15 protein-coding genes and 1 other annotated feature are annotated in these 14,161 nt (G+C 45.9%); of the genes, 10 read left to right on the plus strand and 5 right to left on the minus strand.

Annotated elements, in window-relative coordinates:
* The first annotated feature begins 127 nt into the window (after nucleotides 1-127).
* Nucleotides 128-245: a sequence feature (His leader region), on the plus strand.
* Between the two features lie 46 nt (nucleotides 246-291).
* The 8 genes from hisG to hisIE are packed head-to-tail and all read left to right on the plus strand — an operon-like array spanning nucleotide 292 to nucleotide 7,388.
* Nucleotides 292-1,194, plus strand: a complete 903-nt coding sequence (gene hisG / locus KO501_RS16310) for an ATP phosphoribosyltransferase (protein WP_216030758.1) — start codon at nucleotides 292-294, stop codon at nucleotides 1,192-1,194.
* A gap of 6 nt (nucleotides 1,195-1,200) precedes the next feature.
* Complete coding sequence (hisD, locus tag KO501_RS16315) at nucleotides 1,201-2,505, plus strand: histidinol dehydrogenase (RefSeq protein WP_216030759.1); 1,305 nt, start codon at nucleotides 1,201-1,203, stop codon at nucleotides 2,503-2,505.
* The gene (hisC, locus tag KO501_RS16320; RefSeq protein WP_216030760.1) at nucleotides 2,502-3,584 is read left to right on the plus strand and encodes a histidinol-phosphate transaminase; all 1,083 of its coding nucleotides are present in this window, start codon (nucleotides 2,502-2,504) and stop codon (nucleotides 3,582-3,584) included. Before hisD ends, hisC begins: the two co-directional genes overlap by 4 nt.
* Nucleotides 3,581-4,651, plus strand: coding sequence for a bifunctional histidinol-phosphatase/imidazoleglycerol-phosphate dehydratase HisB (gene hisB / locus KO501_RS16325; RefSeq protein WP_216030761.1), 1,071 nt, complete (start codon nucleotides 3,581-3,583; stop codon nucleotides 4,649-4,651). Before hisC ends, hisB begins: the two co-directional genes overlap by 4 nt.
* Nucleotides 4,651-5,253 carry an imidazole glycerol phosphate synthase subunit HisH gene (gene hisH, locus KO501_RS16330; RefSeq protein WP_216030762.1) on the plus strand — a complete coding sequence of 201 codons (603 nt, stop codon included), beginning with the start codon at nucleotides 4,651-4,653 and terminating at the stop codon, nucleotides 5,251-5,253. Before hisB ends, hisH begins: the two co-directional genes overlap by 1 nt.
* Nucleotides 5,253-5,990 (plus strand): 1-(5-phosphoribosyl)-5-[(5-phosphoribosylamino)methylideneamino]imidazole-4-carboxamide isomerase, encoded by a 738-nt coding sequence (hisA, locus tag KO501_RS16335; RefSeq protein WP_216030763.1) that lies wholly within the window; start codon nucleotides 5,253-5,255, stop codon nucleotides 5,988-5,990. Before hisH ends, hisA begins: the two co-directional genes overlap by 1 nt.
* Nucleotides 5,972-6,757 carry an imidazole glycerol phosphate synthase subunit HisF gene (gene hisF / locus KO501_RS16340; protein WP_216030764.1) on the plus strand — a complete coding sequence of 262 codons (786 nt, stop codon included), beginning with the start codon at nucleotides 5,972-5,974 and terminating at the stop codon, nucleotides 6,755-6,757. Before hisA ends, hisF begins: the two co-directional genes overlap by 19 nt.
* Nucleotides 6,758-6,767: 10 nt before the next feature.
* Nucleotides 6,768-7,388, plus strand: coding sequence for a bifunctional phosphoribosyl-AMP cyclohydrolase/phosphoribosyl-ATP diphosphatase HisIE (hisIE, locus tag KO501_RS16345; RefSeq protein ID WP_216030765.1), 621 nt, complete (start codon nucleotides 6,768-6,770; stop codon nucleotides 7,386-7,388).
* Here the strand turns inward: hisIE and KO501_RS16350 are convergent.
* Nucleotides 7,354-8,094 (minus strand): transporter substrate-binding domain-containing protein, encoded by a 741-nt coding sequence (locus tag KO501_RS16350; RefSeq protein ID WP_216030766.1) that lies wholly within the window; start codon nucleotides 8,092-8,094, stop codon nucleotides 7,354-7,356. The genes hisIE and KO501_RS16350 overlap by 35 nt on opposite strands.
* A 327-nt stretch (nucleotides 8,095-8,421) precedes the next feature.
* Between KO501_RS16350 and KO501_RS16355 the strand changes: the two genes are divergently transcribed.
* Both KO501_RS16355 and KO501_RS16360 read left to right on the plus strand, forming a co-directional pair.
* The gene (locus KO501_RS16355) at nucleotides 8,422-8,865 is read left to right on the plus strand and encodes an Hsp20 family protein (RefSeq protein ID WP_216030767.1); all 444 of its coding nucleotides are present in this window, start codon (nucleotides 8,422-8,424) and stop codon (nucleotides 8,863-8,865) included.
* Between the two features lie 99 nt (nucleotides 8,866-8,964).
* Nucleotides 8,965-9,414 (plus strand): Hsp20 family protein, encoded by a 450-nt coding sequence (locus KO501_RS16360; protein WP_216030768.1) that lies wholly within the window; start codon nucleotides 8,965-8,967, stop codon nucleotides 9,412-9,414.
* Between the two features lie 72 nt (nucleotides 9,415-9,486).
* Here the strand turns inward: KO501_RS16360 and KO501_RS16365 are convergent, their stop codons facing one another.
* The 4 genes from KO501_RS16365 to htpG all read right to left on the minus strand — a co-directional run bounded on the left by KO501_RS16365 (nucleotide 9,487) and on the right by htpG (nucleotide 14,017).
* Nucleotides 9,487-10,614 carry an alanine racemase gene (locus KO501_RS16365; protein ID WP_216030769.1) on the minus strand — a complete coding sequence of 376 codons (1,128 nt, stop codon included), beginning with the start codon at nucleotides 10,612-10,614 and terminating at the stop codon, nucleotides 9,487-9,489.
* A 1-nt stretch (nucleotide 10,615) separates the two neighbouring features.
* Entirely contained in the window at nucleotides 10,616-11,011 is a 396-nt protein-coding gene (locus KO501_RS16370; RefSeq protein ID WP_216030770.1) for an MAPEG family protein, read from the minus strand.
* Nucleotides 11,012-11,142: 131 nt separating this feature from the next.
* Nucleotides 11,143-11,787, minus strand: a complete 645-nt coding sequence (adk, locus tag KO501_RS16375) for an adenylate kinase (RefSeq protein WP_216030771.1) — start codon at nucleotides 11,785-11,787, stop codon at nucleotides 11,143-11,145.
* 307 nt (nucleotides 11,788-12,094) lie between these two features.
* Nucleotides 12,095-14,017: a molecular chaperone HtpG gene (gene htpG, locus KO501_RS16380; RefSeq protein ID WP_216030772.1), complete on the minus strand. Its 1,923-nt coding sequence runs from the start codon at nucleotides 14,015-14,017 to the stop codon at nucleotides 12,095-12,097.
* Between the last annotated feature and the right edge of the window lie 144 nt (nucleotides 14,018-14,161).

Below are 14,161 nucleotides of genomic sequence, written 5' to 3' on the forward strand. Positions count from 1 at the left end.
TGACTAAAGAATTAGTAGAATAATTCCCCTAAGGGCAAAATAAGGGTTGATTTAACTTAATCAATTAGCTACTGTTTGCGCCGTTAAAAAGATTGGAAAATAGTTTAATGTTAAATTGCGCTGCTAACCATCACCACCATCATATAGCATAGCCTTTCAGGTTCGTGCTGGAAGGTTATTGTCTCCTTCCAGTGGCGCAGATGAAAAAATTCTCGACCCCCGGAAGGAAACTTCCGGGGGTTTTTCGTATAAGCAGCTTCATTTTCAGGTTTAAAAAAGAGGAATGTTCACATGAGTGACAGCAAACGTCTGCGTATTGCAGTTCAAAAGTCAGGCCGTCTTAGCGATGACAGTATCGCGCTGTTAAAGGCAATTGGTATTAAACTCTATATTCGTGACCGTTTACTCATTGCGCATTCTACTAATGAGCCCATCGACTTACTTCGTGTTCGCGACGATGATATTCCGGGATTAGTCATGGATGGTGTGGTTGACTTAGGGTTTATTGGCGAAAATGAGCTAGAAGAAAAAATGCTGGAACGCCAAGCGGCGGATAAAGCCTCTGAATTTGAAGTATTACGTCGTCTCGATTACGGCGGCTGCCGCCTATCTATTGCGGTTCCCCAAGAAATGAATTATCAGGGTATTCGCTCTCTTGAAGGCAAAAAAGTGGCCACCACCTACCCTTACCTATTGGAACGCTATTTCAACGAAAATGGTGTTAATGCCCAGGCGGTGATGCTTACCGGTTCGGTGGAAGTGGCACCCCGTGCTGGCGTCGCCGATGCCATCTGTGACCTGGTTTCTACCGGAGCAACGTTAGAAGCCAATGGCTTAGTAGAAGAAGAAGTGATTTTTCGCTCAAAAGCCGTACTCATCCAACGTGCTGACGGCGCATTGAATGACGACAAACAAGCGTTAATTAACCGTTTGGTCCCCCGAATTGACGGCGTTATTCAAGCCAAAGAAAGCAAGTACATCATGCTGCACGCACCAAAAGCCTATCTAGAGCAAGTGAAAAGCCTATTACCCGGCGCAGAAAACCCAACGGTTTTGCCTCTAGCCGGTACCGATGACGCTGTTGCGGTTCACGTTGTTAGCCCAGAAGATTTATTCTGGGAAACCATGGAAAAACTCAAAGCCCTGGGATGTCGTTCTATCCTGGTTATGCCAATTGAAAAAATGATGGGTTAAGCAGTCATGATAACTTGGTCTTCACTTTCTGAACGGGAAAAAGCAGAAGCCTTGGCGCGCCCGGTAATGAAAAACTCAGACTCACTGCGTACTACCGTGGCCAACATGCTTGATGCCATACGTAATACGGGTGATGAAGCGGTACTTGAATATACGCGCCAGTTTGACTGCGCACGGTTACAAACATTGGCGCTTACCGTTGAAAAACGCGATGAATTAGCCGCTCGCGTAAGCGAAGACGTCAAGGCCGCTATCAACACCGCCTTTGCAAACGTAAAGCAATTTCACGAAGCGCAAAAGCCAGAAGATATCACCCTTACCACGACGCCAGGGGTGGTGTGTGAACAACGATTTACAGCCCTTGATGCCGTTGGCCTTTATATTCCTGGCGGCAGCGCGCCGTTACCCTCTACAGTGTTAATGCTGGGGGTACCGGCATTAGTAGCAGGCTGCGAGCGCAAAGTATTGTGCACACCGCCTAATCAAGCCGGTGAAATTGCCCCTGAAATTGCTTACGCTGCGGCCCGTTGTCATATTGATGAAATTTATCTGTGCGGCGGGGCGCAAGCCATCGGTGCCATGGCTTTTGGCACCAACGCTATCACCAAAGTGGACAAAATTTTTGGCCCGGGCAACAGCTTTGTTACCGAAGCCAAGCAGCAGGTGAGTCAACGGCCGGATGGCGCAGCCATCGATATGCCTGCCGGTCCTTCTGAAGTACTGGTACTGGCAGATAAAAACGCCGATGCCAGCTTTGTGGCGTCGGATTTGTTATCCCAAGCCGAGCATGGTCCTGATTCACAAGCTATTTTAGTGACCGATAGTGCTCAGTTGATTACCGCCACCAAGGCAGAAGTCGCCCGACAGCTTGCCACGCTTTCCCGTACTTCTATTGCCTCTCAAGCCATGGAAAATGCGCGCTATATTCTTACCGAGGATATGCCAAGTGCCATTGCCGTAAGCAACGCTTACGCGCCAGAGCACTTAATTGTACAAACAGATAATGCCCGGGATTTACTGCCTACCATTAAATACGCCGGCTCCATATTTGTCGGTAAATGGTCACCTGAATCAGCCGGGGATTATGCCTCAGGTACCAACCACGTGTTGCCTACCTACGGCTACGCCCGTAACTACTCAAGTTTAGGGCTACTCGATTTCATGCGCCGTTATACGGTGCAACAACTCAGTGAAGATGGCATGCGTAATCTTGGCCCTGCCATTATGACGTTGGCAAAAGCGGAAGGCCTCGATGCCCATGAACAAGCCGTTGCCCTACGGATGGCAGCACTCACAGGAGATGCGTCGTGAGTAAATTGGTTGATAATTTAATCAATAATAATTTAATCCCACTTAAACCGTATGAGTCGGCACGGCGCTTGTATTCTGGCGGTCAAGACTGGCTAAACGCCAATGAATCGCCGTTTTCTAATCACTACGAGGTAGACAGCAGTAACTTTAATCGTTATCCGTCTTGCCAGCCCGATGATGTGGTTGAAAATTATGCACGCTATGCAGGGGTAAATCCTAAGCAGCTCATGGTGACCCGTGGTGCCGATGAAGGCATTGAGTTACTTATCCGTACGTTTTGTACCCCTGGCCAAGACAACATCCTGATCTGCCCTCCTACCTATGGCATGTATGCCATCAGCGCAGAAACCTGCGATGTAGGGGTAAAAAAAGTGCTTCTTAACGACGACTTTTCGTTAGACATTGAGGGCATTTGTAATACCGACAACGTTAACGTGGTGTTTATTTGTGCACCGAACAATCCCACCGGCACACCGGTAGCTAAAAGCCAATTGCAAACCGTGTTAAATCACTTTGCTAACAGCGCATTGGTGGTGGTCGATGAAGCCTATATTGAATTTGACGCCCAAAGTACGTGGGTAGATGCACTAGCAGATTACCCGAACCTAGTGATCTTGCGTACCTTATCCAAAGCCTTTGCATTAGCGGGCTTACGTTGTGGTTTTACCTTGGCCAACGAACCGGTAATTAATGCTCTGATGAAAGTCATTGCCCCCTACCCTATTCCCGAGCCGGTAGCGCAGATTGCAGCAACAGCGTTATCCGCACAAAATATCCAACGCTTGGATGAGCAAGTCAATATCATTAATAACGAGAAGCAACGGCTTACTGATGCCTTAGCAAAAATTGATGAATTTACCTTAGTGGGCGATACCAAAGCCAACTTTGTGCTTTTTCGCTATGGGCAAAGTGCTGAATTGATGGCTTACTTGGTTAGTAAAGGCATGTTAATTCGCGATCAGTCCAAACAGGTTAATTTACAACATTGCCTGCGCGTTACCGTAGGCAGTCCCGAGCAAAATGATCGTTTGCTGGGCCTTATTGACGAATTCAGATCACAAACAGGAGCCTCCAAATGAGTCAGCAAGCAATTCTCTTTATTGACCGGGATGGCACCCTGGTAGAAGAACCACCCGTAGATAAACAGCTAGACAGTTTAGAAAAACTGGTGTTTGAACCCAATGTCATTCCTGTTCTGCTTAAACTCAAAGCGGCCGGCTTTTCGCTGGTCATGGTGTCGAATCAGGATGGTTTAGGTACCGATAGCTTTCCCCAAGCCGATTTCGACCTGCCCCATCATGCCATGATGGCAGTGTTTGAAAGTCAGGGCGTTACCTTTGATGATGTGCTCATTTGCCCCCACTTTGAGTCTGACAACTGCACGTGTCGCAAACCCAAATTAGGCTTGGTAAAAGATTACCTTCAACAAGGCCGCATTGATTTCACCCGTTCCTACGTTATTGGTGATCGAATCACCGACATGCAGTTAGCCGAGAACATGGGAATAAAAGGTATTCAATACAGCCGAGAAGAAACAAACTGGCAAGCCATCGAGAAGCAATTATTAGCATCATCTCGTATTGCTGAAGTGGTGCGAACCACCTCGGAAACCAATATCAAAGTGCGCATTGATCTTGATTCCCCAGCAAAATCGTCCATTCACACGGGGATGGGATTTTTTGACCATATGCTTGATCAGATTGCCACCCACGGCGGCTTTGAAATGCAAGTCAGTGTAGATGGTGACTTGCACATCGATGATCACCACAGTATTGAAGATACCGCGTTGGCGCTAGGTGATGCCCTTAAAAAGGCGCTAGGCAATAAGCGAGGCATAGGCCGTTTCGGCTTTGCTTTACCAATGGATGAATGTCGCGCCGAATGCATTATGGACATCTCGAATCGCCCATACTTAAAAATGGATGCTGAATTTAGTCGCGACAAAGTAGGTGAAATGGCCACGGAGATGGTGCCCCACTTTTTCTACTCCTTAGCACAAAGCATGGGGCTATCCCTACACTTGTCGACCACCGAAGGTAATGCACACCACCAGGTAGAAAGCCTGTTTAAAGTCTTTGGTCGTGCTCTTCGCCAAGCTATTACTCGCCAAGGTGATGCCTTGCCCAGTAGTAAAGGAGCTTTGTAATGACGCAAAAAATTGTCATTGTAAATACCGGCTGTGCCAATATCTCCTCGGTTAGGTTTGCTTTAGAACGTCTAGGGGTATCCGTAGACGTTTCAGACAATTTATCGGTAATCAAAGGGGCCGATAAGGTCTTTCTTCCCGGTGTAGGTAGTGCATTTGCCGCCATGGGCAGTATTGAAAGCAAACAGCTAAGTGACACCCTACGCAGCTTAACGCAACCCGTGCTCGGGGTGTGTTTAGGCATGCAGCTGATGGTAGAAACCTCAGATGAAACCAATGACGGCGTGATCCAATGCTTGGGTTTGATGCCGGGCCATGTGGCTCGCCTACAAGCCGGTGAACTCAGGCTGCCTCATATGGGTTGGAACACCATTACGCCGCAGCAAGATAGCCCGCTATTCAAAGGCATCCCCGCAGACACTTATTTTTATTTTGTACACAGCTTTGCCGTGCCGGTTTATGAAAAAACCCTAGCGACCTGTGAATACGGTCAACGCTTCTCAGCGGCACTGCAATCAGATAACTTTTTTGGTGTTCAGTTCCATCCGGAACGCTCTGGCGAAGCCGGCGCTCAACTGTTAACGAACTTTGTGGAAATGTAATGATAATTCCAGCCATAGATTTAATTGACGGCGCGGTTGTGCGCTTGTTTCAAGGTGACTACAAGCAAAAAACCCAATACGAAAAAGATCCTATCGACGTGGTGCATGACTACGCCGACCAAGGTGCAAAGTGGCTTCACATTGTGGATCTTACCGGTGCCAAAGATACCAGTAAACGTCAGCTTAGCCTGATTCGACGCATGGTAGACACACAACGCATGAAGTTTCAGGCCGGCGGCGGAATACGCAGCGAAGAAGATGTGGCTCAGTTGCTTGAGGCAGGCATCAGTCGGGTTGTAATTGGCTCTTTGGCCGTAAAAGAGCCTGAACGGGTACAAAGCTGGATAGAGAAATACGGTCCAGAACACATCGTACTGGCCTTGGATGTAAACATTGATGATAACGGCCAGCGTATGATTGCGACCCACGGTTGGCAAGAAAACTCCGGCGTGGCGTTAGAGTCACTGCTTGCGAGTTTTGAAAAAGTGGGCGTTAAACATGTACTGTGCACCGATATCAGTCGCGACGGTACACTGCAAGGCAGTAACGTCTCCTTGTACCAAGATGTTTGTGCCAAATTCCCACAAATCAGCTGGCAAGCCTCGGGAGGCATTGGCGGTCTTGACGATATTCGTGCTTTACGTCCCACCAATGTAGGCGGCGTTATTCTTGGCCGCGCCCTGTTAGAAGGCAAGTTCACCGTTAAGGAGGCCATTGCATGTTGGCAAAACGGATAATCCCTTGTTTGGATGTACGTGACGGCAAAGTCGTCAAGGGCGTTCAGTTTAGAAATCATGAAATCATTGGCGATATCGTGCCGTTAGCAGAACAATATGCCAAAGCCGGTGCTGATGAATTAGTGTTTTATGATATCACCGCCAGCTCAGATCGACGGGTAGTAGATAAAAGCTGGGTGAGTCGTATTGCGCAGGTGATTGATATCCCTTTTTGTGTGGCAGGCGGTATCAAGTCTGTGGAAGATGCCGGTCGCATTTTAGAGATGGGCGCAGATAAAATTTCTATTAACTCGCCCGCCCTCACGAATCCTGATCTCATTAACCAATTGCACGACATCTATGGTCAGCAATGTGTGGTGATTGGGATAGACAGTTTTTATAACGAAGAGAGTGGCCGTTACGATGTTTATAAGTTTACTGGCGATGCCGCCCGTACTCAGCAAACACGATGGCATACGGTAGACTGGATTAAAGAAGTGCAGCAACGGGGCGCCGGTGAAATCGTCCTCAACTGTATGAACCAAGATGGTGTGCGCAAAGGGTACGATATTAAGCAGCTGTCAGCGGTGCGAGAAGTGTGTCAGGTTCCTCTGATTGCCTCTGGCGGCGCCGGCGCGATTGAACATTTCACCCAGGTTTTTCAAGATGCCGATGTAGACGGCGCCCTCGCTGCGTCTGTTTTCCACAAAGGTATTATTGATATGCAAGAGCTTAAAGATACCCTGTCGTCTCAGGGCATTCCCATGCGTCGCCGCCATCAGAGGTAAGGATAAAAGTATGATTATTAATTTAGACAATATGGCATCACTGGCGTGGGAGAAGATGGAACATCTTATTCCTGCCATCGTTCAGGACGCGGTATCAGGCAAAGTGCTGATGCAAGGCTATATGAATGCTGAGGCCCTGAAAACCACATTGGAATCGGGTAAAGTGACGTTTTTTAGTCGCTCTAAACAACGACTGTGGCAAAAAGGGGAAACCTCGGGCAATGTATTATCGTTAGTAGAAGCCGGTAGCGATTGTGACAATGATGCTATTTTGATCCAGGCCACACCTAAAGGACCTACTTGTCATACCGGCACTGAAAGTTGCTGGTTTGATAACCAACCGGCGGCCTACACATTTTTAGCCGATCTAGAACGGGTATTAGCCGCGCGCAAATTTGCCGATCCCGACTCTAGCTACACCGCCTCTCTTTATAGTAAAGGGATCAAACGCATTGCGCAAAAAGTGGGTGAAGAAGGTGTGGAAACCGCGCTGGCCGCTACGGTACAAGATAAAGAAGAACTTAAAAATGAAGCGGCAGATTTACTCTACCACCTCACCGTATTACTTCAGGCTAGCGACTTATCGATGAAAGACGTTATCGGCGTGCTTCAATCTCGTCATCAGAAGTAGACTGAAACCCCAGTTGTTGAGCCGCATCTTTAAGTTGAGCCACAACAACTGGGTCCATTTTTTTGTTCACTGCTAAATAACCGTCTACGGCAAGTTCCGGGATCATCAAATAGGTTTCAAGTGCAGCGGGGTTAACATCCATTTCCTTTGCTGTTGGGCCAATAAGCGCTGGATCTTCAATAATAAAATCCACCACGCCCCGTAATAGATAACTCCAAGAACAATGGATATCAGCACACACTAGCAGCTCTTCACCTTCTCGCAGCCCTTTATCAATAAGCCAGCGATAGCTGATGTCGTCACGCTGAACCGCAAAGGTGTGCTGTTGATAAATCTCATCGGCGAAAAACGCTTTCGTCTCTTTTTTATCCGCAAGACCGACAACGGCCAGATTAAATTGGCTAACTTTTGCAATCCAGTAAAAGGCTTTATCCCGCTCTGATGTTTTGGCCATGGAGTAAATTAGCGTATTTGGATGGCGAATGGCTTTATCGTAAGCTCGTGCCCACGGATAAAGCATAAACTCGCCGTTAATATTAGCCTCTTCGAGTATTTCTTTAACCTGATCCGTCGCTACGCCACTGACGTTACCGTCCTTGTCTAGGTAATGATAGGGAGGGGACGCTTCGGTAACAACCGTAATAGTTTGCCCATTGGCGACTACCGATAACAAACAACACAGAACCAATGTGATGACAACTTGCATATGACGACTACTCGTTATGTTTACAATTTGTACACTACCATTGTTTCAACCTAATCAAAATACACTATGCAGTAAAAATGGACGTCTAGTTAAAAGTTTTTTTGTTTTTCATCTAATAAATTGAATTTTCTTTAAAATCAGTCTGATATCTCGTTTGTCTTTAGCCATAACATGCCGGCGCTAAATTTTTTTTCATTTTTATTGTTGAAAAAATCAAGACCAAACCTATATCTAAGTTGTCGGTGCTTGATAGCAAGGCCGATAAAACCGCCGCCGCAATGTCGGGGCACACCAATTAACATATTGCTTATTCATGAGGATATGACTATGCGTACTATCGATCTATCTCCACTTTACCGTTCTTTCATCGGCTCTGACCGTCTTGCGTCTTTAGTTGATGCTGCATCTCGTACAGACAATCAGAATGCGTATCCCCCTTACAATATCGAACTGCTGGGCGATGACAAATACCGTATTTCAATGGCAGTGGCAGGCTTTGCTTCTGAAGATGTGGACATCGTAGCAGAAAACAATGTGCTTAGCGTCAACGGTAAAAGAACCGACGACGATAAAAAGGCCAATACTCAATTTCTACACAAAGGTATTTCAGAACGTAGTTTCCAACGTAAATTCCAGTTAGGCGATCACGTTAAGGTAATCGGTGCCAACATGGAAAATGGATTACTGCATATCGAATTAGCAAGGGTTGTTCCTGAAGCGAAAAAACCTCGTCGTATCGATATCGGCGGCAGCACAGGCAACCAAGGGTAACATTTTTTCTCGAGCCTGCATTGTGCGGGCTCTTAACACTGTTGATTGCCGATGTTCGGGGTCAACAACACCATATTGCTTAATTAAAAGGGTATGACTATGCGTACAATTGATTTATCACCACTTTATCGTTCATTTATTGGTTCAGATCGCCTAGCAACGTTTATCGATAATGCCGCGCGGTTTGAAAACCAAAGCACCTTCCCTCCTTATAACATTGAACTGTTAGAAGAGAACAAATACCGTATCGCTATGGCTGTGGCTGGATTTTCCGAAAGTGAAATCCAAATAGAAGTACAAGAAGACACCTTAACGGTAACCGGTAAAAAAGAAACGAAGGAAGAGAAAGACAACCGACGATTCCTACATAAAGGCATTTCAGAACGGAATTTTGAACGGAAGTTTCAGTTAGGCGATCACGTTAATGTGATTGGCGCAGACCTCAAAGACGGCCTGCTAAACATCGATTTAGAACGGGTTATTCCTGAATCGAAAAAGCCTAAACGAATCGAAATAGGCAAACCGGCATTGGAAAACAAAGTCGACTAGCGTTAAAAAAACGGCACTTAATGTGCCGTTTTTTCTTTTCTAAACCATCGCAATGTGTGACGCCTCTTCTCTTTACCAACCTTGAGCACTACCCCATACCTCAGTAACGCTTTCGTTGTCTTCTGTCACCTGATAATGACTAAACTGTCCCGCCGTTGCGCAAGCATGATTAGGTAAAATACGAAGCAACTGGCCAAAGGCAAAAATATCATCGGGTAATGGCAAGCCAGCTTTATGCTTTATAATACCGTGCTCTTGGTTCGTTTCGCTCACATACCAACCCTCCAAGATATGTCCTCGGCTATCAGCCACCAGCCCATAACCGTGTCTATCGGATCCCTTATCTCGTGACAATGCCATCCAACCGGCATCGATAAGCACCCAATTTTTCTCTTTTTGATGCCCAATAACACTGGTCAGTACACTCAATGCAATATCTTCTGGCTGACAAACCTGTAGATCTGCCATGACTAAATCAAATGTTGCATAAACACCGGCTCTCAGTTCATTTACCCGTGAAGGACTGTAATCAATGCCCGCCAATACGGTGGGCGTAGAACCCACCGACACTAAATCACAGGCAAACCCTGCTTTTAGTAATGTCTCTACCGCAGTGGTTGTAGCCATGCTCTCTTGCTCTGCCATAGCCCGTTGTTGCGCCCTGGTATAACAATCGTATGAAGCTCCTGCATGCGCCATAACCCCCGAAAAAACAAGGCCCTTGCCTGTGGATAGACAACGTGCAACCTCCACAAGCTCATTACCCTGGCAAGACATTCCAGCACGATGATCATCCACGTCCAATTCAATTAAAACCCGAAGCGGCTGGGCTAAATCGTCAGTATGCTGTTTTAGCCATTTGGCCGAGTCCATACTGTCAATCACCACGCATAGATGAATACCTTCACTAAGCAACGCGGTTACCGCTGACAACTTATTAGGCGTGATGCCAACAGCATAAAGAATATCGGTATATCCAGCACTCGCAAAATAGCGTGCTTCACGCAATGTTGAAACGGTGATGGGACAAGACATGGGTGCGTAACTCGCGGCGGCTTCAATACTCTTAAGGGTTTTAACATGAGGCCTAAAACCCAAGCCTGATTTCTCGACAACAGAAGCCATGCGCGCGACATTGGCGGTGAGCTTGTTTTTATCTATTAAACAAAGCGGTGTAACCAGAGAAGAAAATAACGCCATATTAAATAATGTAGTGAATCATATATAAATTGGTGGCGGCAAAAAACAACATGGATAAGAAGGTGAGGATCATGCCGACAAACCGTTGCCAACTGACCCCTTCATGATGCAGTAATCCGTATGCATGAAATATCCGGCCGAATAAGAGTGCACAAGCACCTAAGTGCAACACCCACTGCTGGGGATGTAAGCTTTCTAAACACGCCAACAAGACAAGGGTAATAGGCACATATTCACTGAAGTTTCCGTGTACCCGTATGGCTCGATTAAGCTGGGCATCGCCGCCATCGCCAACGCCCACTTGCGTGCGGCGACGATTCGTGATGACCACAAATGAAAGATATAGATAACATAACGCCAATAAACTGGCGTAAAAAGCGGTAACAGGTAACCCCATAATCGTCCGTTTGATAAACTACTTTGTCTCTATTCTGGCAAGTAAAATGCAAAGTAGCAAAATCTTTTACTAAGCCATACAAATCTATTAAAAAAGGCTGCCAAATGGCAGCCTTTCAATAATTCGATAAATTAGCCTAGAAGCTCGGCCAATTCTTTACTGACATCTTCAACAGGTTTTGTGCCATCCAATTTATGATATTCACAATTGCCCTGTTTTGCTTCTGCTGAGTAGTAGTCTACCAACGGTTTCGTTTGCTCATGATAGACGCCTAACCGTTTGCGTACAGTCTCTTCTTTATCGTCGTCACGAATAATGAGATCGTCGCCAGTTTGGTCATCTTTTCCGTCAACTTTAGGCGGATTATAAACCACATGATATACACGGCCAGAAGCGGGGTGAACCCGACGACCGCCCATGCGCTCAACGATGACATCGTCAGGCACATCAAATTCGATACAATGGTCAACCACCACACCTGCGTCTTTCATTGCATCAGCTTGGGGGATAGTACGGGGGAAACCGTCTAACAAAAAGCCCTGCTTGCAATCATCTTGCGCAATACGTTCTTTGACCAAACCAATAATAATTTCGTCGGAAACCAGTTTACCCTCGTCCATAACTCGTTTCGCGGCCAACCCAAGTTCTGTTCCTGCTTTAATAGCTGCACGCAGCATATCGCCAGTAGAAATCTGAGGAATTCCATATTTCCCCATCAGAAATTGTGCCTGAGTTCCTTTACCGGCTCCTGGTGCGCCGAGAAGAATAATTCGCATGTTGCGCTCTCCGCTTTATTTTCTAAACTGCTCCGCACTTTACACATTAACCCCATGCGAAACAAGCCCACAACAAGTGCCAAGACTGATTTTACGACCTATGTCGCATACTTTATAGCCAATAGTTGTAGGCATTATAAGCTTGCAGTAAGCCGTAACCACGGCCTAGGGGCTAAAAACAACCTTAAAATAAACTTAACTCACTGATTTTTAGCAAAAATAGAGCAAAAAAGCAGCAAAATCGACAAACATAAAAAAACAGGCCTTTATGGCCTGTTTTTTTACATTAAATACCTAATTGACGACCTTATTTTGCCATGGTCATCAATAAGTTATTTAAATTACGAACAAATGATGAAGGATCTTTTAAGCTGCCCTGCTCGGCTAAAGCCGCTTGATCAAACAACACTTCAACCCATTGGTTAAAGAGTACTTCGTCCTGCACATCCGATAGTTTCTTAACCAGATCGTGTTCTGGATTAAGCTCAAAATGATACTTAACATCAGGGACGGTTTGACCCGCGGCCTGCATCAGTTTCATCATCTGAGTTGTCATGCCATTCTCATCGGCCGTGATAACCGCTGGAGACTCGGTAAGACGATGAGTGAATTTCACTTCAATGACTTTATCACCTAACGCAGACTTAGCACGTTCAAGTACACCTTCTACTTCTTTTTCCGCTTCTTCTGCCGCTTTCTTCGACTCTTCATCGTCCAGGTCGCCTAAGTCTAAATCGCCTTTGGCGATAGACTGGAAAGCTTTTTCTTTGTATTCAGTCAGGTGTGACATTAACCATTCGTCGATGCGCTCGCCCATCAACAATACTTCAATGCCCTTCTTACGGAAGATCTCAAGGTGAGGGCTGGTCTTAGCTGCTTGCAGGCTATCAGCAGTAACAAAGTAGATCTTATCCTGACCTTCTTTCATCCGCTCGATATAATCTTCAAGGGAAACAGATTGGGCATCAGACTCATCATGGGTAGATGAGAAGCGCAGTAACCCTGCCACTTTTTCCTTATTGCTGAAGTCTTCTGCCGGCCCTTCTTTAAGTACATTACCGAATTCTGCCCAAAACGACTGATACTTCTCTTTATCGTTTTTCGCCATACGCTCTAAGACTTGCAGCACACGCTTAGTACAACCTTGACGTAAGGTCTGGGTGACCTTGTTGTCCTGCAAGATTTCCCGAGATACGTTTAAGGGCAGATCATTTGAGTCGATAAGACCTTTTACAAAACGTAAATAAGTAGGCATAAATTGTTCAGCATCATCCATAATAAAGACACGTTGAACATACAGTTTTAGACCATGGCTTTGATCACGATTCCACATATCGAAAGGGGCTTTGCTAGGAATATACAGCAAGCTGGTGTATTCACTTTTCCCTTCCACTTTATTGTGTGCCCACGCCAAAGGATCGGCAAAATCATGAGAAATATGTTTATAGAACTCTTTATATTCGTCTTCAGAAATGTCTGATTTCTCGCGCGTCCAAAGTGCAGTGGCTTTGTTTACCGGTTCCCATTTTCCAGGTTCTGCCGGTACTTTTTCGCCATCAGGACCGTCTTGCTCTGGCACTTCATCTTTCCACATTTGTACCGGAATACTAATGTGATCAGAATATTTGCTGATAATGGAGCGCAAACGCCAATTGTCGAGGAATTCTTTTTCATCTTCACGAACGTGCAGGACGATTTCAGTACCACGGCTAGGCTTATTCAGCTCTGCCACGGTGAATTCACCTTCGCCGTCAGAGATCCACTCTACGCCTTCAGCCGCATCAACCCCAGCAGCTCGAGTACGTACCGTGACTCTGTCTGCAATAATAAACGCAGAATAAAAGCCAACACCAAACTGACCAATTAATTGTGAATCTTTCGCCGCATCACCGGATAAACGACTAAAGAAATCTTTGGTGCCTGATTTTGCAATGGTACCTAAATTGCCAATGACTTCGTCCCGTGTCATTCCAATGCCATTATCAGCAATGGTAATGGTACCAGCATCATTGTCGACACTGATCTTCACGTGTAATTCGCCATCACCTTCGAACAATGCATCGTTCTCTAGTGCTTTAAAACGCAGCTTGTCAGCGGCATCGGCGGCGTTAGAAACCAATTCACGAAGGAATATCTCTTTGTTTGAATACAAAGAATGAATCATCAGATGCAAAAGCTGTTTAACTTCTGTCTGAAAACCATGTTTTTCTTGATGGGCTGCTTCAGCCATAAACCAGAATCTCCTAGCTATACGGTTTAATTTTCAGTCTAGAAGATAAGGTCACCCAAATGAATTTCAACCTTTCAATGGCGGGTTTTTTCGTTTACTTGTGATTCTTAAGCTACGTAAAGAGAGGCAAGGCCACCATTCGCA

It is taken from the genome of Alteromonas sp. C1M14 (genome assembly GCF_018860965.1).
In the GTDB taxonomy this organism is placed as follows: domain Bacteria; phylum Pseudomonadota; class Gammaproteobacteria; order Enterobacterales; family Alteromonadaceae; genus Alteromonas.

Excerpts from the sequence above, each read along its gene's own strand:
- hisG (WP_216030758.1), top strand. The coding sequence starts at position 292 with ATGAGTGACAGCAAACGTCTGCGTATTGCAGTTCAAAAGTCAGGCCGT.
- hisD (WP_216030759.1), top strand. The coding sequence starts at position 1,201 with ATGATAACTTGGTCTTCACTTTCTGAACGGGAAAAAGCAGAAGCCTTG.
- hisB (WP_216030761.1), top strand. The coding sequence starts at position 3,581 with ATGAGTCAGCAAGCAATTCTCTTTATTGACCGGGATGGCACCCTGGTA.
- hisH (WP_216030762.1), top strand. The coding sequence starts at position 4,651 with ATGACGCAAAAAATTGTCATTGTAAATACCGGCTGTGCCAATATCTCC.
- hisA (WP_216030763.1), top strand. The coding sequence starts at position 5,253 with ATGATAATTCCAGCCATAGATTTAATTGACGGCGCGGTTGTGCGCTTG.
- hisF (WP_216030764.1), top strand. The coding sequence starts at position 5,972 with ATGTTGGCAAAACGGATAATCCCTTGTTTGGATGTACGTGACGGCAAA.
- hisIE (WP_216030765.1), top strand. The coding sequence starts at position 6,768 with ATGATTATTAATTTAGACAATATGGCATCACTGGCGTGGGAGAAGATG.
- KO501_RS16350 (WP_216030766.1), bottom strand. The coding sequence starts at position 8,094 with ATGCAAGTTGTCATCACATTGGTTCTGTGTTGTTTGTTATCGGTAGTC.
- KO501_RS16355 (WP_216030767.1), top strand. The coding sequence starts at position 8,422 with ATGCGTACTATCGATCTATCTCCACTTTACCGTTCTTTCATCGGCTCT.
- KO501_RS16360 (WP_216030768.1), top strand. The coding sequence starts at position 8,965 with ATGCGTACAATTGATTTATCACCACTTTATCGTTCATTTATTGGTTCA.
- KO501_RS16365 (WP_216030769.1), bottom strand. The coding sequence starts at position 10,614 with ATGGCGTTATTTTCTTCTCTGGTTACACCGCTTTGTTTAATAGATAAA.
- KO501_RS16370 (WP_216030770.1), bottom strand. The coding sequence starts at position 11,011 with ATGGGGTTACCTGTTACCGCTTTTTACGCCAGTTTATTGGCGTTATGT.
- adk (WP_216030771.1), bottom strand. The coding sequence starts at position 11,787 with ATGCGAATTATTCTTCTCGGCGCACCAGGAGCCGGTAAAGGAACTCAG.
- htpG (WP_216030772.1), bottom strand. The coding sequence starts at position 14,017 with ATGGCTGAAGCAGCCCATCAAGAAAAACATGGTTTTCAGACAGAAGTT.